At 47.1% G+C, this 17,633-nt stretch carries 15 protein-coding genes; 10 read left to right on the forward strand and 5 right to left on the reverse strand.

Going from position 1 to position 17,633, the window contains the following annotated elements; genetic code table 11:
* Positions 1-19 precede the first annotated feature (19 nt).
* A complete protein-coding gene (locus tag ACJJIS_RS12680) occupies positions 20-2,188 on the reverse strand; it encodes a jacalin-like lectin (protein WP_445359889.1) in 2,169 nt (722 codons plus the stop codon).
* A gap of 754 nt (positions 2,189-2,942) precedes the next feature.
* On the opposite strand from ACJJIS_RS12680, the gene ACJJIS_RS12685 reads away from it, so the two are divergent.
* The 7 genes from ACJJIS_RS12685 (at position 2,943) to ACJJIS_RS12715 (ending at position 8,929) form a co-directional block, all read left to right on the forward strand.
* On the forward strand, positions 2,943-3,626 hold the full coding sequence (locus tag ACJJIS_RS12685; protein ID WP_475708269.1) for a hypothetical protein: 684 nt from the start codon (positions 2,943-2,945) through the stop codon (positions 3,624-3,626).
* Positions 3,627-3,937: 311 nt separating this feature from the next.
* Positions 3,938-4,498, forward strand: coding sequence for a hypothetical protein (locus tag ACJJIS_RS12690; RefSeq protein ID WP_444905652.1), 561 nt, complete (start codon positions 3,938-3,940; stop codon positions 4,496-4,498).
* A 273-nt stretch (positions 4,499-4,771) separates the two neighbouring features.
* On the forward strand, positions 4,772-5,272 hold the full coding sequence (locus ACJJIS_RS12695) for a P-loop nucleotide/nucleoside kinase family protein (protein WP_475708270.1): 501 nt from the start codon (positions 4,772-4,774) through the stop codon (positions 5,270-5,272).
* Between the two features lie 254 nt (positions 5,273-5,526).
* Positions 5,527-6,249, forward strand: a complete 723-nt coding sequence (arsH, locus tag ACJJIS_RS12700; protein ID WP_475708271.1) for an arsenical resistance protein ArsH — start codon at positions 5,527-5,529, stop codon at positions 6,247-6,249.
* Positions 6,250-6,344: 95 nt separating this feature from the next.
* A complete protein-coding gene (locus ACJJIS_RS12705; RefSeq protein ID WP_475708272.1) occupies positions 6,345-7,295 on the forward strand; it encodes an alpha/beta hydrolase in 951 nt (316 codons plus the stop codon).
* 21 nt (positions 7,296-7,316) lie between these two features.
* Positions 7,317-8,078, forward strand: a complete 762-nt coding sequence (locus ACJJIS_RS12710) for an amidohydrolase family protein (RefSeq protein WP_475708273.1) — start codon at positions 7,317-7,319, stop codon at positions 8,076-8,078.
* A 194-nt stretch (positions 8,079-8,272) separates the two neighbouring features.
* Complete coding sequence (locus ACJJIS_RS12715; RefSeq protein WP_444917599.1) at positions 8,273-8,929, forward strand: hypothetical protein; 657 nt, start codon at positions 8,273-8,275, stop codon at positions 8,927-8,929.
* A gap of 1 nt (position 8,930) precedes the next feature.
* Here the strand turns inward: ACJJIS_RS12715 and ACJJIS_RS12720 are convergent, their stop codons facing one another.
* From ACJJIS_RS12720 to ACJJIS_RS12730, 3 genes are all read right to left on the reverse strand, one after another.
* The gene (locus tag ACJJIS_RS12720; protein WP_475708274.1) at positions 8,931-10,328 is read right to left on the reverse strand and encodes an MFS transporter; all 1,398 of its coding nucleotides are present in this window, start codon (positions 10,326-10,328) and stop codon (positions 8,931-8,933) included.
* 110 nt (positions 10,329-10,438) lie between these two features.
* Complete coding sequence (locus ACJJIS_RS12725; protein WP_475708275.1) at positions 10,439-11,518, reverse strand: LacI family DNA-binding transcriptional regulator; 1,080 nt, start codon at positions 11,516-11,518, stop codon at positions 10,439-10,441.
* A gap of 71 nt (positions 11,519-11,589) precedes the next feature.
* On the reverse strand, positions 11,590-12,849 hold the full coding sequence (locus ACJJIS_RS12730; RefSeq protein WP_445358614.1) for an MFS transporter: 1,260 nt from the start codon (positions 12,847-12,849) through the stop codon (positions 11,590-11,592).
* Positions 12,850-12,950: 101 nt separating this feature from the next.
* On the opposite strand from ACJJIS_RS12730, the gene ACJJIS_RS12735 reads away from it, so the two are divergent.
* The 3 genes from ACJJIS_RS12735 to pgmB all read left to right on the forward strand — a co-directional run bounded on the left by ACJJIS_RS12735 (position 12,951) and on the right by pgmB (position 16,342).
* A complete protein-coding gene (locus ACJJIS_RS12735) occupies positions 12,951-13,103 on the forward strand; it encodes a hypothetical protein (RefSeq protein ID WP_445358615.1) in 153 nt (50 codons plus the stop codon).
* Between the two features lie 108 nt (positions 13,104-13,211).
* On the forward strand, positions 13,212-15,629 hold the full coding sequence (locus tag ACJJIS_RS12740; protein WP_445358616.1) for a glycoside hydrolase family 65 protein: 2,418 nt from the start codon (positions 13,212-13,214) through the stop codon (positions 15,627-15,629).
* Positions 15,629-16,342, forward strand: a complete 714-nt coding sequence (pgmB, locus tag ACJJIS_RS12745; protein WP_475708276.1) for a beta-phosphoglucomutase — start codon at positions 15,629-15,631, stop codon at positions 16,340-16,342. The genes ACJJIS_RS12740 and pgmB overlap by 1 nt, the downstream gene beginning before the upstream one ends.
* Before the next feature lie 207 nt (positions 16,343-16,549).
* On the opposite strand, the gene ACJJIS_RS12750 is transcribed toward pgmB, so the two are convergent.
* Positions 16,550-17,425 carry a right-handed parallel beta-helix repeat-containing protein gene (locus ACJJIS_RS12750; RefSeq protein ID WP_445358618.1) on the reverse strand — a complete coding sequence of 292 codons (876 nt, stop codon included), beginning with the start codon at positions 17,423-17,425 and terminating at the stop codon, positions 16,550-16,552.
* Positions 17,426-17,633: the final 208 nt, after the last annotated feature.

The following is a 17,633-nucleotide window of genomic DNA, read 5'->3' on the forward strand; positions in this document are numbered from 1 at the left end:
GCCGGGATATTGTGAGTCGTTAAGGTAGGCAGGCTGCGTTAGAGAAGAAATACTTTACTTCGTAGTCACTACAATCCTCTGTTGCACAAAAGAAGCGGTAATTAGTGCCGATATCGCCTATATGCATGCTTTCGCCGGTTAAGGAATAATCCAACTTCGTATCAACAACCCTTGCCTCAATACCAGCAACATCACTGACAGCACAGCTATTGCTTATATTTCCCGCTGACTTGTGTTCGTTAAAGCTCTCATAATCAATGCCACCTGAGGAGGGATCATCCAGGTCCAGCCACTCGGTTGCGTAGTACCCTGGATTTACCAAGCTGTTGGACAACTTGTGCACGCCCAAAGCATTGATTTCATCACCGTGGCGCCCGTGGAAAGCAAAAATTTGCTGGGATGAAGTGGAAGAATAAGTTGTACAAGTCCCCTGCTGAGTCCCCCCGGAAATAGATGAGCCATTGCTCGACGTCAATTTAAGGTAGTAAACACTGCCCGTTTCATGTTTTTCATCGTCGACACAAATCTTAACGTCATCCAGATACTCGCTGCTGGCGGAGTTAAAACTCAGCACACTCCCCATCGAGCCACCGTCTCCATCACCGTATTCAATACAGTATTCATGATCACTGGCTGTGGCATGGCTTAGGGATTGCTTAAATTCATAGCAAGCTTTAAAACCGTCAATTCGACCACCGGAACGAATCTGGACAGATTTCAGATTCATAGTACCGCTGCCGAGTAGCTTACGTTTTACCAGGTCGATTGAATCAAACGCATCACCTCCGGTACCACCCACAACATCTTTTTTGATATAACCAAAATCCGAGTAGCTGTCTTGGTTGGCGATCCAGAACCCATCAAATGGTTCGTAGTAATTCACCCACACCGAGGTAGTTACACCTTCCGAATTCCTCTTGGCATAGAGAGCGGCATTTTCCAAAGCGTTATAAGGCATTCCATAGCGATAGCCATCGGCTTCACAGACGGAGTAACCTTCACTCCAGGTTCCCGATGTACTGCTAATGTGCCAGTTTCGCTCGTCGTCCACACAGGCAAACACTCGCTCCGTACTACAGCTATAGTCGCGAATTTCTCCGTCATTACTTAACCAGGCGCAACTATTGCTGCCACTGGGAGAGTCATTCCGCCAAGACCACGTAAAATCTTCAATCTGGGGAGCTTTAGAAGCACCTATAGTGGTCGCATTGGCCTCCACCAGCGCCAACTCAAGCATGTTATACCCAGATACTGCTTTCTCCAGGATCTCACTGCCGGAATACTTGATGTCATCCTTGCTATATTCGGTTGTTGCATCCAAGGCGACACTTAAATTCCCATTGTTGTAGTGGCTGGTTGCGCTGGCATTACCGTCGATATCTGCTGTTAACTGGCTGGAATTTTGTGCAAGTGGCTCATTGGAAGTGAGGTTTCCAGATGCATCCATCTCATCCACACCGATCCAGACATTGCGTCTGAATTTCGATGTGTTTGACTCGTCATGGTAATCACACAGATTGTTATCACCAGTGTGCGGATACTCTCTGGGCACCTGAATAAATAGGATAACGTTGCGTCCCGCATCCAACACATCCTGCTTAGTCAGTGTTTGCGCCGGTAGGGAGGCGCAATCATCTTCTGTATAGCCCCAGTCGGTAGGCTTAAATACCAGATCCCCCAACCTGCTTTCAATTTTCTCACCAATCTTATTGCGGAAGTTCTGGTGGTAATCAGAATCGTAAGCCTCAAACTTTAGGAATATGACTTCATCGTTATTATCTTCAAGAAAATCCTTAATCTCATCCAGCCCATCCCCCAGCGTTGCAGCTGTACCAAACATATAAATACACATAGTGGCCTCTTCCAGGCCCATATGACACAGGTGCGGTGTTGAGCTGAAACTGGAAGCAGGGTAAGTATCATATTCGACCAGACGTATTCCCCGACTGAATAATTTCTCCGGCGCGTACCACTGGTTTACATCGGTATATACACCCTGATCCCACTGATAGGATGCATAGGCATTATGCGCTCCCGCCCACAAGGTCTTTGATAAGGGAGCCTTTGTATCAATCTGCCCCTGTAAATCCAGGCGCTTCACTTTATCATCGCTAGCATCAATTTCGCCGACAACAGACATCGAAAAACTCAAAAGCAAACTTGATACCAAACCAATTGTTTTATGCATTATTCTTTTCCTGATAAGTATCTTGATAGTTACCGCTAAAATAAAAATCCCAGTAAGTATTTCCCCTCAGTTGAATTGACTAATTGGAACAAGCGTACACGCCTGTCGTGAACCGCTAAATTACAACAGTACTGACTGGTCAATTTTAGTCATTTACCCTACTTTACATTTTCATAATTTGCGCACTTTTCAGTACTGACAAACATCCATCTCCGAATTAAACATTCATAAAACTACCCGCTAGCGGGGGGCGCAAATAGTAGCTACAGAGCATGACCAATCAGTTACGAGCTTAAGGCAGTTATGTAAATATCTGCCCATTTGTAACAGGGCCAACATAAATGACAGACCAAATGTCCCTCCAGTATTTAGGGTTCAATCACAACCTTGGAAGTAATATCACGCACGTTAAATCTTCTGGTTTAGGAGCAGAGTTTGGGCATCTAATTCATCTTTTCAGATTATTGATAGTTTCAAAATATAATTGGGACAAACCTTAAAAGAGTCAGCATCACACTCATCAGCTAACATCGATAAAAAAATAGACGACAAGAAATCTTCTCCTTAAAGCGTAGAGTTGATTTAAAGCTAAGCCGGATTCAGATATAAGAAGAATACAACTTAGATATTTATACTTACCAAACAATGAATTGAGCACCCAAGGAGTGGTAGGCTTATTGAAATATTACATTCATAGAACAAATAGAAACTTATAATTTCCGTCCCAGGAAAGCAGCCTTATCAAGGAGAGAGAATGAAAAGCAAGGCACTTATCATACTGAGTAGTATTCTTATCGCCTCATGTGGATCTATGCGACCGCAAAATGCAAGCAATTATCAGCAAGACCTGATCACCCCAGAAGAAACAGATAACTTTGTACTCACCGAAAGCAGCACCTTCGATGAACCCATGCTGGGAATTGCCCTAAAGTACGATAATAAGCGGTATCCTACCGATATTATCAATGTCTATGTATACCCTATCGATAGCATCACATGGGAAAATACAGATGAAATCATCTCCATTGAAATGGGCGATATCATAGATGAAGTTGACTTTGCTATAGAGCAAGGGCATTACAAGTCAAGATCACCAGAGACTATTGAAAATTTCAGCTTTAAAATCGGTGAAAAGCTATATTCTGGAAAAAAGTCATCTTTCACACTTACCAACAGAAACGATGCTGAATACTTCTCAAATAGCTATGTATTTGTCGATAAGGATAAATATATAAAGTTCAGAACCAGCTTCGACAGCAGAGCGACCGTAGAATGGAATGGCGAATCAGCAGTGAAAGAAATACTGCCTGAAATAGTTGTTCCCGACGAGTCTGCGTACATGAAGAACCTGAGAGCTGAACACCAAAAAGAAATCACCAAGAATCTGATAAAATCACTATTCCAAGCTTCTCAAGAATCGCAACCCAACACAGAGTAATTTCTCAACTAACTTAATAGCAATTGCGACAAATCCGACTCTGTAAGAGCTGATGGCTACTAGGTGCCGCTTAGCACCAGAGAATTGCAAGCGGCACGCTTTAACTGAAGCCTCCTGTACTTCAACGGCATGAAAGCACACTTCTTCCCCCATTGGCAGGAGATTAGCCCTGGACATCTCCAATTCAGATTTTTAAACAAATCTCACTAAAATCTACACTAACTGGCTAATAAATTTCTCAGGTGGTTGAGATAATACTGGCACTTCGACGTCTATGATTAAGGAGGCACTAAGGAAAGGAAATTCGAATCATGAGCAAAATCCTGCCTCCAATTCTTGCTCTTCTACTCGCCGCATTTGTTTTGGGCGCGCAAGCCAACAACTATGTCAGTAAGGATAGTCAAGCCACTTCGCCTCTCGGATGTATCAGTGCCACATCAGTACTATCTACCCATACACCGACAGATATTACTGCTGCCGCCAAAACATGTACCGAACAATCCAAATTTGATGAGGCAGCTGAGTTGTTAATGGTTGCCAGTGCCTTTGCTTATTTCGACACACAGAGGGTTAGCGACAAAACCGGGCACAATGTATTAAGAGTGATTTTCAATAAAAAATTTAATTCGATGCCAGAGGGAGATCGAAAAAAACTATTCGCCAGCATTAACTCTCTTGATCAGGGCGGCGCAAGGAAGCTGGAAGTTTGTAACTATTTGACAGCTGCAAAGCCGCCATCCTATATACCAAGCTATATGATTTCTCATGGGTTAAGAAAATTTACAGGCGTTACTGAAGCCCCCCTGATAAAAGATTTTGATGCCGATCAAAGCTGGTTAAACTCAATGGTGTTTGTCAAATGCCGCAGTTAATCGGTATCTTGTTGTATAGAGACGAAATACCTATATCAGGCTCACCTTTGGGCTGAATATAAGTATCTAAGGCAGTAAAGATTCCCACGTCTTAAATACTAGCCATCTAGATGGCCTCAAGCATATTCGGCCACCGCAAGTCTGGTATTTCCCTGACACTTGGCTAAATCGCCACTTCAAGAGCTCCCTTTGCTACTATTTACCAAGCGCAAAGTTTCAGGCATGATTTTCCCATAGCCGAAATTTTCTCTAATCGGATTAATGGGAAGAACTGTGAAAGAAAACGGAATGCTCTTTTTATTTTGTGGAAAGATGGGCGCAGGAAAAAGTACAAAAGCTGCGGAGATAGCACAAACTACAGGAGCTATTCTTATTTCCGAAGATGAGTGGCTGTCTAATTTATATCCCCATGAGATCTGCTCACTCTCCACTTACATAGAGTATTCTGCAAGATTAAAACCAATGATCAAGTCACATACTCAGAATATCTTAAGGAGTGGCATCTCGGTAGTACTGGATTTTCCCGGCAATACAAGAAAACAAAGATCTTGGTTCAAAGAGATATTTCTGGATAACCTCTTTCCCCATCAATTAATCTATCTTAAAGCCGATGATAATTTATGTTTACAGCAAATTGCCCAAAGGCAAAAATCACACCCCGAACGAGCCGCCTTTGATACTCCTGAGACCTTCAAACAAGTTAATAAGTACTTTGAAGAACCTAGCCAATCAGAGGGATTCAATATTGAAGTAGTCAATCAGGGAGGCATTTAAACGTACCCACTCCCCCTAACAATTGGGAGCAACCTCTGCTGGACTCTCTTTCCGTTTGCGCTATCTCCTCCAGTGTTGGAGAAACTACAGGAAGCCTAAGCCTCGATGCTGGCCCAGTATTTTGAGTCCCTGTGCACCCGTAATTCGACTAGCCGGTTCCAAGCGGATTCAGAAAGGCCCGACTGAGGCTGATGTACCTTTGCTTTGCCTCATATTTCTATTATTATAGAAATATAGAAATTTTGAGGTAACTCATGATGCTACCGAACCACACCCCCATCAATATTCTTAATCGCCTGGTGGACTCCCCTCCCAGTGGTGACCCTACCAGGATTCTGGTGTTGTACGGATCCCTGAGACCCAACTCCTTTTCGCGTCTATTGGCCAACCAGGTTGTTGAAATATTGCAGCATTTTGGTGCTGAGGTTCGCTTGTTTGACCCTGTCGACCTCCCTCTTTACGACGGCACCAGCCAGGATCACCCCAAGGTGCAGCAACTGCGCGAGTGGTCTGCCTGGAGCCAGGGTCAAGTGTGGATTAGCCCGGAGATACACGGAAATGTCTCGGCTGTTTTCAAGAATCAGATCGACTGGCTACCACTGGACCAATCTGCAAGCCGGGCAACCCAGGGAAAAACCCTGGCGGTCATGCAGATTTCCGGTGGCTCACAGTCATTCAATACCGTCAACAATTTGAGGGTTCTCGGCCGCTGGATGCGCATGTTTACGATTCCCAACCAATCCTCTATTGCCAAGGCCTGGCAGGAATTCGATGAACATGGGCACCTCAAGGATTCCCCATTCCGGGACCGGGTGATTGACGTTCTGGAAGAGCTGGTAAAAACCACCATTTTGTTGCGTGGCCAGGGTAACTATCTGACCGAGCGGTACAGCGAGAACAAATCAGAGGTGCAGTCAGCTTCGACAACATCTATTCAGACCTTGGTGGCTGAAAGCGGTGTCGCAGAACCCAGCTAAAAGTACTGGCATTTCGCTGCCGAAGGTCCACATTTAGCAAAGGTCCACTAGCAATGGACCACTAGATGATAGGAACTCCGATAAGGATCTCGTCAATGAGTTTTTCCCTGGACCCGGACTTTTCAAGCGCCCTTAGCAAGTTTGGCGACTTGCTGGATACCTTGGCAGAAGCGCCTATTGGGGATGTGGATACTCGCCGTAAGAATGGAGCCGTGGTCACTCAAGCACTATTTCAGGGTCGCAGTTTTCCATCAGATGTTTCTTTTCGGGACTTTACCCTAAAGAGTTCAGACCAAGAGGAGATCCAGTTACGCTGGTACCAAAAGGAGAATAGCAAACCAGGCTCCGCCATTCTCTACATTCATGGCGGTGGGCTCATCTGCCACGATATCTCACGGTACGACTTGGTCATCGCCAAATATGTAGCTGCCAGCGGCGTGCCATTTTTATCAGTAAATTACCGAAAGGCTCCGGAGTTCCCCTACCCTATACCGATTGATGATTGCTATCGGGCATTCATTTGGCTGGTACAGCACTCACAGGAACTCTCCATTGACCCCACGCGAATTGGCATCATGGGAGATAGTGCCGGAGGGGGGCTCGCTGCAGCCCTGACAATTGTCGCTCGCGACAAAAAAGGCCCGTCCCTGGCACGGCAGATATTGTTATACCCAATGCTGGACGACAGGACGGTTACTCCCGATCCCGAGTTATTGCCATTTATTATCTGGACCTATGAAGATAATCTCACCGGCTGGACCGCTTACCTGGGTAATCAAGTGGGCAGCCCTGCGGTCAGTCCTCATGCTGCCCCTGCCCGCCTGCAAGATGCCAAGGGTCTACCGCCAGCATTTATCGATGTTGGCGAACTAGATATTTTTCGCGATGAGGATATGCAATACGCCCAATTACTCACCGATGCCGGTGTTAGCACGGAGCTCCACGTTCGACCTGGCGTGATTCACTCTTGGGAGCTATTCGCCCCGGACATTCCCGTTTCACAGCGCGCTCTTGCAGATCGAGTGAGAGTCATCCAGGAAATCTAAGCGAGCACGGTGCACCTGACTATGGAACAGCAAAAACAGAGACTATTTGATAGTCACTTCCACATCATAAGTCCCAAGTTCCCCCTATTCCCAAATCACGGCTATTTGCCGCCAAAATTTACCGTGGACGACTATCAACTCAAGTTACAAAACTACCAGCTAGTGGGGGGCGCTGTAGTTTCCGGCTCATTCCAGAAGCTGAATCAAACCTACCTTATTGATGCCCTGGAAAAGCTGGGCAAAAACTATGTTGGGGTCACACAACTATCCGCCGACACTCCCGACAACACCATTTTGTCACTCCACAAACATGGAGTCAGAGCCCTGCGCTTTAATTTGGTACGGGGCGGCTCGGAACAGATCGGTTTTATCGATACCCTTGCCCGGCGAGTTTTTGACTTGGCAGGCTGGCATGTCGAACTATACGTTGAAGCCTCTGCATTGACCCCTCTCTATAATAAATTGATCGCGTTACCAGCCGCCTCCATTGATCACATGGGAATCACCAAGCAGGGTTTTCCCATCTTGCTCAAACTGGCAGAAAAAGGGGTAAAGGTAAAAGCGAGCGGCTTTGGCCGCCTGGATTTCGACCCCGCAGCGGCAATTGTCGACCTCTACCAGGCCAACCCTAATTGCCTAATGTTTGGCTCCGATCTTCCCTCTACCAGGGCACCGCGCCCCTTCAAACCTGAAGATATTTTGTTAATTCGCGACACCCTCGATGAAGCACAAGCAGAAAATGTCCTGGTAAAAAATGCCTATCAATTTTATTTAAAAAAATAATGGAATGATGGGGCAGTATCAGGAACTGAGTTCTTCTTCTGCTGTCATTCACTACGCTGTATTTTCTAAAAGCGCACGATATGCCTAAATTCGTGCACTTCTCTATACCCACTCAATTCATGCTACAGCAGTGTAATCTCGGGTCATCGATCATCTTTATAAATCACTGGCAATTAAAACATGCGAATTGTAGGATGCGCCGAATATTTCAGGCCACAGGGAACCTGGAAGATACAGTGCAGGAGGTTGTAGTGAAAGGACTGGTAACGGTTATTTTTTCCCTATTTGTGCTATCCGGATGTACCGGCATCGGCACAAAACCCCTGGGAGAAAAAGAGATAGCGTTAGGTGTAGATACTGAGCAATCCATTAAAGAGAAGCTCGGTAAGCCTTATGAAAAAGGCATGTTTGTAAAAAACAACCAACAAATTTTAACACTCGCTTATGCTTACCCCACTACTGGCAAAAAGGCGGTTAGCGAAAATATTAGCGGTACCCGTAACCAGGGTTTCTACTTTTATAACGATAAATTGGTTGGGCAGGATTTTGTCAGCTCTCTCGCTGAAGATTCCACCGATTTTGATGAGTCAAAAGTACCACTTATCAGCGAAGGCCAAACCAGTATTCTCGAAGCTCTGGATTTATTGGGCAAACCCTCCGGCGAATATCAGTACCCACTGATTAGCAATAAATCCGAGAAAGCCAAAGTGTATATGTATAGCCAAACCAATAAGGCTATTTTCCAACCGGCCTCTTATCAAAAAGTATTGATTCTCAGTTACAATACTGATGGCATCATCACGAACGTAAATTTTGCAGAATTAGGCAATAGAAATTTAAGCGAGCAATAAATCATTTCTCAGACAGGGGAGCCTTATCTACTGGCTTCCCTGAAACAAACAAAAGGCACACTACCAGCCCCACCATCGCCAGATAGGCATTAACCGTAAAAGCGCGATCAATCCCCGTAGAGATATCAGGAGCCATTGCCACAATTGTGGTATTCATACCCAAGCCTATTGCTCCCCCACCAATCTGAAACATATAGAGAATTGCTCCCGCCAAGCTCGCTCGCTCCGGCGCTACAACCGTAATTGCGGCAGTAGTGATAGCAGAATAAAACAGGCCAATACCCGCCCCAAGAACCACCTGTCCCGGTACCATTTGCAAAAAAGTTGTTTCTTTATGCAAATGAGAAAGCATAAACATACCGATACACATGGCAATGGTGCCCGCTGAGACAATCGTTTTTGCACCGAGCGTTTCGTAGAGCCCACCGGCAATAAAAGACACCAAACCAAATGAGACCATCATAGGAAGTAGCCCCATTCCCGAATACATCGCCGAGTGATTATGGACCTTACTCAAGTATTGGGGAACGTATACAAGGGCGGCAAAGAACACCACAGACAGCAACAAGGTAGCTATACCTGCGGCAAAGAAACCGTGATTCGTTACTACATCTACGGGAATTAACGCATCTCTGCCCACATGGCGCTCAACCAGGATAAACGCCCCCATAAACAGTAAGGTGGCTAGTGCCAAGACAATAATCACCGGGCTCTTAAAGCCGATATCCACGACTAAATCCAGCGCCAGCAGAAGGCAAAATAGCGATGTGGTCAGGGTGATTACACCACCGTAATCAATACGCTCAGTGACATTTTCCGGTGTGTCATCCGGGATAACCTTCCAGCAGACCCAAAATGCCAATGCAGCCACCGGTAAGTTAATAAAGAAAATCCAGCGCCAGCTCAGTAAGTCTGTAAGAATGCCCCCCAATACCGGACCAATTGCATTCGCAGCGGCACACATGCCCATCACCAAGCCCCCGGCAAAGCCCGAGCGATCCTCCGGCAACATCCCGTAGATCAGCCCCAGGATTGCCGGCCACATAAGGGCACTACCGATCCCCATCAATCCCCGCGCCGCCAACAGCATTGGAATATTGGTAGCTATGCCACCGAGGAGGGAGAAAAATGCAAAGGCGGCCATGCCGATGAAAAAGATTTTGCGCCGGCCAAACATATCCGCCAAACGCCCACCCGAGATCAGCAGCACCCCAAAAGCCAATGTATAGCCGTTGATAATCCATTGGGTGGTGGTGATATTGGAGTTGAAGTCTTTTTCGATAGCTGGAATTGCTACGGAAAACGCAGTGAGGTCATTTCCGATCAGAAAAATTGCCAAGCTTAGGGCAAACAGTCCCAGTACCTGAATTCTGGTCAGTTTAGTTTTCTCATCTGCCATGTTTCGAGTCCAGCCACAGAGTTCGATTTTACAAGTGTGGCTCAAACTCGGGAAACGGCAGGGACACTAACTACGCCCCTGCTGGCAAACAAAATGGTGAGGGCCTGCGACTAACACTCACCTGAAGTGTCTTGAAAGAACTCTTCTACAGGCTGGTAATCCGGATTGGCACCACAAGAACCCCGCACTACCAGCTCGGTAGGTAGTACATCTGGCATCGCCGATTTTCCAGAGAGGAGTTCCATCATTTTCTCCACCATCAATTCACCACCTCGGTGGATGTTCTGACGAACGGTTGTCAGAGGGGGGGTAAAAAACGGGGCGATTGGAATATCGTCAAAGCCAACGATACCGACATCTTCCGGCACCTTATAGCCACGGGCCTGTAGCGCTTTTATCGCCCCCATAGCGATACTGTCACTGGCGGCGAAAATGCCATCAAAACTAAGCCCTTCCTGCGCAACCAGATCGATAATGGATTGATAACCACTTTCACTGGAGAAACCGGCGGTCAACTGCCTGGTAGTGCCAGACAGATCAGCTTCATTGAGCGCGGCACAGTAACCTTCAAAGCGCCCATTGACCTCCGGGTGAGCTGTGTCGCCGAGAAAGAGTATTCGCCGCCGCCCCAAGCTCATTAAGTGCTCTGTGGCCTGACGCCCGCCCATTTGATTGTCACTACTAACGATGCAATATTCGGCCCCCTGCGTTGAGGTCCCTCCCCAGACAACAAGAGGGTCCCCCTGCTGCTGCAGATCACGAAGTGGGGTATCATCCACCCCCTGGCCAATCACAATAACGCCATCAGCCCGCCTGGAACTCATCAGATAAGAATGCCAATCCGAGCGGCTGGCGATACTGCTGGAAAACAGTAAATCGTATTTATGCACCGCAAGGCGATCAGCAATTGAACCGATCATATCGATCATAAATGGATCAGAAAATGTCTGGCCGCCACTGCGCCCCGTATTAATCACAACCGAAATTGTATGGCTGCGTTGCAGGCGTAAGTTTCGCGCGCTCTCATTGATTTTGTAATTCATGGAGCTCGCGATTTTTTGAATACGCTCGCGAGTCTTTTCGTTAATCAATGGATTATCGTTCAGCGCTCGCGAAACAGTAGATTCAGAAACTCCCGCCAACCGAGCAATATCGGACATGGAAACGGGAGAGGAGGACCCCTTGGGCATGGCGTACTTCACCTTGTTCGCGGGAAAAATGCCATCTTAGGCCCGTCGCCCAAGTTTGTAAAACCACCCTGCTACCCAGCCAGGGGGGCTGAGGCCTCAAGCGTCTCATCCCCCCGCTCTACGGCGCGACGGAAAAAGAACAGGGTAATCAGAATCACTGTGATGGGTACCAAGGATAAGTAGAAAGCCACCTGGCCATCAAAGGCCTCGAAAACCGACCCGGTAATCAGTGAGCCAGTTGTACCGCCCAGCGCAGAAAAAATCACCAGTAAACCTGTCATTGCAGAGTGCTGGTGGGTGGGCAAGGAACTGAGCATCACAGAATTGATAGCTGGATACACAGGTGCCATAAACAAGCCAATCAGCGGTAAAACAAAAGCCGCCACTGGAGCACTGAGCCAGTTTACATCGGGATTCGCCACAATATTACTCGCCAGGGGCAGGCTAACGACCACCAGTAATCCCATCGCAACTAAGCACACATTCAGCATCGGGTACCAGTGTACTTTGCGCATCATCACACCGGCACCAAGTCGCCCCAACGCCAGCCCTGCGGCAAAGATACTTGCAGCCTGAACACTCATTGCAGCCGGCAGCTTAAGAATTTCATTATTAAAGGTCGGCAACCAACTTCCTATCCCCTGCTCAATCAATACATAGAAAAATACGGAGATCACGTAGATGTATACCAGAGGTTTGGCCATCAACTTTATCATCGCGATAAAGTCCTGTTTCGGGCTAGCCTCTTCGATTCGCGCCCCGGATTCATCAAGCTCTGTGCACCAGAGCAATACAAATGCAATCACACAGACCACCGCCAGCACCCAATACACATTGAGCCAGGCAGTCGACCCTTGGTTCGATGAATCAATAAAAGCGCTAAACAGCCAGTAGCCACTGAGAACTCCCACCATAAACACCCCCTCCAGGGTGTTTAGAAGGCTCGCATGTGCGCTGCGGCCCTGCGCTAACAATCCCACGGTGGAGTATGCGGCAACCTTTACCAATGCGAACGCAACACCCACGGACAAGAACAGTAACTTCGCCGTCCAAAACCCGGGTAACAGGGGCATAGCTGTACAAGCCAGGGTGACGATTGCCAACCCCGCCAGCATCGCCCGCTTAAACCCCAATCGGGGAAGCTGGGAAGCAATCAGGAAAGACACTATACCGATGGGGATATCCTTGAACCCCTCCAGCACACTCGCAGCAGATTTACTCACCCCATAGGTATTGATTACCTGCAGGATCACAGTACCCACGCTGTTCAACAAAATGGCAAAGACAAAGTAGATAGTGAATAGAGATAGGAGTATGCGCTGATTCTTCATAGTGGATTCTATCTGGCTCTGTGGTTTAGGCAGTCAGCCGTACCAACCTGTTATTGTACATTTTTTACCCAGACTTTGTGGAGAAAGGCGACTTCTCCCCAATGCCTGAAGATACCCAGTATGTATCAGTCAGACAAAAATTTGCAATCGTTTGCATAAAAACCAATAAAAATTTGGGAATGCCTTATGCCGATCAGTCACAAAACAACTGGCAATTGACCCAGGAAAAGAAAATAACCATTATTTTTCAGTAGCTTACAGACTTTTCGGAGATGAAAATCAGGTCTATCTTCTAGTATCAGTCAGGCTTAACCCCAGACTTGCAATCGATTGCAAAAAGACATCAACTACGGATAGACTGAATGCCAGTTGCCGAAGGCCCAGCAGGCCCGGCCCTAGGACCCAATCTCCAATCCAGTGAAAGTGGTATGAAGCAAAAACAACAAATCAAACACAAGATCCACCCCTGGGACTTGGTGGAGGACACCTTCCAGCCCGAAGATTACAGCCTCAATGCCACCCTATTCTCCCTCGGTAATGGCTATATCGGCTTACGCGGTACCTTTGAGGAGGGTTTCGATCCAGAACCCTTCACGGATGGTTGTTACCTGAATGGAGTCTACGCCAGCGAACCTATCACCTATGGTGAGTCTGCTTATGGCTACGCGCGCAACAACCAGAGGATGTTGACGGTTCCCGACGGCAAGACCATTTATATCAGCTTGGATGGAGAACGCTTTAGTCTCGCCCAAGGCGAGCTGCTCAACTACGAGCGTCGCCTGGACATGGCCGCGGGGATCAGCGAGAGAAAACTCACTTGGCGCTCCCCAAAAGGAAAAACCATTGAACTCAAAGTGCAGCGCCTGGTTTCCCTCAGTGAGAAAAACCTGTTAGCTCTGCAACTGGAACTCACACCCATCAATTTTGACGGAGAGGTACACCTGCAATCCTGCCTTGATGGTGACCTTGCCCAAGCAGAACGCAGTGAGGACCCACGCCTAGCCTCCCCTATTGACCGGGGAGATATCGAATGGCTGGAAAATACAGCTGAAGATGGTTATTTAGCCCTGCCTCTATCCGTTAAGAGCAGTGGCTTCTCTATACGATGCGCAGCCCTGCACCTTTGTGAGAGTGACAGCGATTACACGTCCAATAACCTCCGCAGTGAAGACTGCGTCTCGGTTGACTATCGCTTTGCTGCCCGCCGCAACACCCCTATTCGCCTAACCAAGTACGTCGCTTACTTTGCACAGCAAAATGCTGAGCCGATATCAGCAGGCGAATTGCATCATTACCTGGAGCGCTGTGCGGCTAAAAGTTTTGCGGACCATATCGAAACCCAGCGTATACAAATGGACAATTTCTGGCTTGAGTCCGATATTCAGGTCAGTGGAAATGATGCCCTGCAGCAGGGAATACGTTTCAACCAGTACCACTTGTTCCAATCCCTAGGTCGGGATGGCAATACCAATATTGCAGCCAAAGGACTTTCCGGTGACGGCTATGACGGCCACTATTTCTGGGATACAGAAATCTATGTACTACCGTTTTTCCTCTACACCCAACCCGAATTAGCGCGCGGCCTACTGGAATACCGCTACTCAATCCTCGATGCCGCACGAAAAAGAGCGAGGGAGATGTCGATTCAAAAGGGAGCACTGTTTCCCTGGCGCACCATCGGCGGTGAGGAGTGCTCAGCCTATTACCCGGCAGGCACTGCGCAATACCATATCAATGCGGATATTGCCTACGCCGTACGACATTACTGCCGGGTTACCGGTGATGTCGATTTTCTGCGCAACAAGGGCGCAGAAGTCGTGATAGAAGGCGCTCGTATGTGGTTGGAGATTGGCCACTTCAACGCACTTCGCGACAACCAGTTCTGTATCAATGAGGTTACCGGACCAGACGAATACACCGCCCTGGTTGACAATAATTTCTACACAAACCTGATGGCCAAGGCCCATCTTGAATATGCTGTTGAAGTATTACAGTGGTTAAAATCATTCGATCCTGCAGCGTGCGATGAGTTAACCCAGCGTATTCAACTCGGCAAACAGGAAATTGATAACTGGGCCAAGGCCGCAGAAAGCATGTATCTGCCCTACGATGAAAAGCAGGGTATACATTCTCAGGACGATAGTTTTCTAAACAAACCCCGCTGGAATATTGCCGAAACGCCAGCCGATCAATTCCCGCTGTTACTTCACTATCATCCCCTGGTGATCTATCGACACCAAGTTTGTAAGCAGGCGGATGTCGTTCTTGGCCTGTTACTGGAAAGTTCAGAGTTTTCAATTGAGCAGAAGCGTCGGGATTTCGACTTCTATGAACCGCTCACCACGCACGATTCCACTTTATCCGCTTGTATTCACAGCATTATTGCCAGTGAAGTTGGGTATCCGGATAAAGCGCTGAACTACTTCCAGCAAGTTGCGCGAATGGATCTGGATAACCACCACAACAATACCCAGCACGGTATACACACTGCCTGTATGGGGGGCACCTGGATGTGTATGGTCCAGGGATTTGCTGGCATGCGGCTGCACGGCAATGAACTCAACTTCAATCCATATCTGCCCAATGGAATGGACGGCTATCGTTTCCGGTTGCAATTCCGTGGCCGCACGATCGCAGTCGATGTCGATTCTTACAGCGCCAGGTACACCTTGGTGAAAGGTGAAGCGCTCAGTCTTCATCACGGCAAGCAAATTCTATTCCTGGAGACACCAGGGCAAACAGAAACCATTCAAATAGCACCGATGGAGGAGGTATCCTGATGATCTATCGTGCAGCAATTTTTGATCTCGACGGCGTTATTGCAGACACCGCACGTCTCCACCTGATCGCATGGCAACAGCTGGCTGAAGGGCTCAACCTTCCCTGGACAGCGGATACTGAAGAGCGCTTAAAGGGCCTGGAAAGAATGGCTTCTCTTGAGGTGATTCTCGGGGAAAAAAGCAGCAATTACACTGAAGAAGCAAAAATCGCACTGGCTGCTAGAAAAAACAGCCGCTACCAGGAATTAATTCGCAGCCTCTCTCCCGCAGACTTGTTACCGGGCGCCGGTAAACTGCTCGCATGGTTAAATTCTCAGCATATTCCGGTTGGCCTCGCCTCAGCGAGTAAAAACGCGCCGGCGGTATTGGAAGCCCTGGGAATATCCCGTTACTTTTCTGTTATTGCAGACCCAGAAAAATCTGCACCTAAACCTGCACCAGATATATTCCTAGCCGCCGCCAAAGGTCTAGGAATTGATCCAGAGTTTTGCATTGCTTTTGAGGATGCGCTCGCAGGAGTCAGTGCAATTAAGTCCGCTGATGGTATGACGGCTGTAGGCATAGGCAGCCCAGATGTCCTTAAAGATGCTGACTACACCCTGGCAACCCTATTGGAATTTACACCAAATGACTTTTTCTTATCTGTACTAGCAGAGTCCGGCATTCGTCAAAATATGAATATCGATAAACGACCCAACGAAAAAATAGATTAGAACCCTATGGCTCTACCATGCAAGCAGCAAGACTCCAATATATAACGAACCTCTAAATGAGCTAATCACGTCTATATCACACCGGATAATCCCGGTGTGATATTTTAGCAATCGGCCAAGGCTTATATTAATATCCGCGCACCCTTTCACCAAACATCAGTCAAAAGAATAAGATTTCGCTGGCCTTCTAGGGAATAATTTTACGGCTCATTGATCAATACAGGCCCCTTCTATATTATCAGCCGTATTGCCAAACCAGGTATTAAGGCAGGGGAAGGGATTAGTATCCTCAAGATCGGTAGAGTTGTTATCAGTTGCTATATTGCCAATAATTACATTTCCGAATTGGCTATCCGGATCAAAAAAAAAGCAGATGGGAATGGCGAACTTAGCCAACGATATACCTACCGCAGTGCCGGGAATAGGATCTGTAAAACCAGTGAGTTCAACCGTATTTTGAGCAATGAAATTACCATTGCTACATATTTCCATACCATAATCACTAAAACCGGTTATCTTATTAGATATTACGGTCGAATTATCTGCCCCGAGATCAAAAAAGATACCACTTTCCCCGAATCCATCTGAACTAACAATCTCGTTATTTATCACCGTTGAGTTACTGCCTCTAATAAACACACCTTCACCACCAATTGGTACATCAATAATCGAACCAGACAGCGTATTGTTGTCCGAGTCGAGGAAAACCCCTTCTCCAAAAACCTCACTAAATGTTATACCCGTAATTGTGTGGCTACCGGAACCTGCTGCAATGACTCCTGTACCACATTCATCCAATGTACCTCCTGATGCACCTCCAGATAATACAGCTCCTGTACCTTCAAGAATGACACCTGCCCCTCCTTCACAATCAAACGTAAATCCATTCAAGTTCAGGCTTCCTGTAGGGCCAGTTACTATTACACCGGAATTACAAGAAAAGTTCTCAGTTAACACCTCTGGAGTTGTAATATTACCGCCACACACTATATCTGCATTTACACTTCCAGAGATTACTAACGCACTACCGAAAAATAGATAAGAATATAGTTTAGACTGCGTTCCTTCCTGCCAAATATTCATAATGAACTCCTAAAATAGTATTGTACCCCCCTAATAAAACTGTTTAGCTATTGATTACTACTCACCACCACAGCCAATTGCCACTTAAATCCGAGCTACCGGTCAGCCCAGCAACTGTTAACCCAATCAAATTACAATTGAGATCCTTACTTATTATTTCTGTACTCGCAATGGTATCAGCGTACACATCATCGGCATTTACATTATG

The organism is Microbulbifer maximicatervae (SeqCode) (assembly GCF_056231245.1).

What these genes read in the sequence shown, in the direction of transcription:
- pgmB (WP_475708276.1), top strand. Translation starts at nt 15,629, where the DNA reads ATGATCTATCGTGCAGCAATTTTTGATCTCGACGGCGTTATTGCAGAC.
- ACJJIS_RS12730 (WP_445358614.1), bottom strand. Translation starts at nt 12,849, where the DNA reads ATGAAGAATCAGCGCATACTCCTATCTCTATTCACTATCTACTTTGTC.
- ACJJIS_RS12705 (WP_475708272.1), top strand. Translation starts at nt 6,345, where the DNA reads ATGAGTTTTTCCCTGGACCCGGACTTTTCAAGCGCCCTTAGCAAGTTT.
- ACJJIS_RS12710 (WP_475708273.1), top strand. Translation starts at nt 7,317, where the DNA reads ATGGAACAGCAAAAACAGAGACTATTTGATAGTCACTTCCACATCATA.
- ACJJIS_RS12720 (WP_475708274.1), bottom strand. Translation starts at nt 10,328, where the DNA reads ATGGCAGATGAGAAAACTAAACTGACCAGAATTCAGGTACTGGGACTG.
- ACJJIS_RS12735 (WP_445358615.1), top strand. Translation starts at nt 12,951, where the DNA reads ATGCCTGAAGATACCCAGTATGTATCAGTCAGACAAAAATTTGCAATC.
- ACJJIS_RS12740 (WP_445358616.1), top strand. Translation starts at nt 13,212, where the DNA reads ATGCCAGTTGCCGAAGGCCCAGCAGGCCCGGCCCTAGGACCCAATCTC.
- ACJJIS_RS12715 (WP_444917599.1), top strand. Translation starts at nt 8,273, where the DNA reads ATGCGCCGAATATTTCAGGCCACAGGGAACCTGGAAGATACAGTGCAG.
- arsH (WP_475708271.1), top strand. Translation starts at nt 5,527, where the DNA reads ATGATGCTACCGAACCACACCCCCATCAATATTCTTAATCGCCTGGTG.
- ACJJIS_RS12690 (WP_444905652.1), top strand. Translation starts at nt 3,938, where the DNA reads ATGAGCAAAATCCTGCCTCCAATTCTTGCTCTTCTACTCGCCGCATTT.
- ACJJIS_RS12750 (WP_445358618.1), bottom strand. Translation starts at nt 17,425, where the DNA reads ATGAATATTTGGCAGGAAGGAACGCAGTCTAAACTATATTCTTATCTA.
- ACJJIS_RS12680 (WP_445359889.1), bottom strand. Translation starts at nt 2,188, where the DNA reads ATGCATAAAACAATTGGTTTGGTATCAAGTTTGCTTTTGAGTTTTTCG.
- ACJJIS_RS12685 (WP_475708269.1), top strand. Translation starts at nt 2,943, where the DNA reads ATGAAAAGCAAGGCACTTATCATACTGAGTAGTATTCTTATCGCCTCA.
- ACJJIS_RS12725 (WP_475708275.1), bottom strand. Translation starts at nt 11,518, where the DNA reads ATGCCCAAGGGGTCCTCCTCTCCCGTTTCCATGTCCGATATTGCTCGG.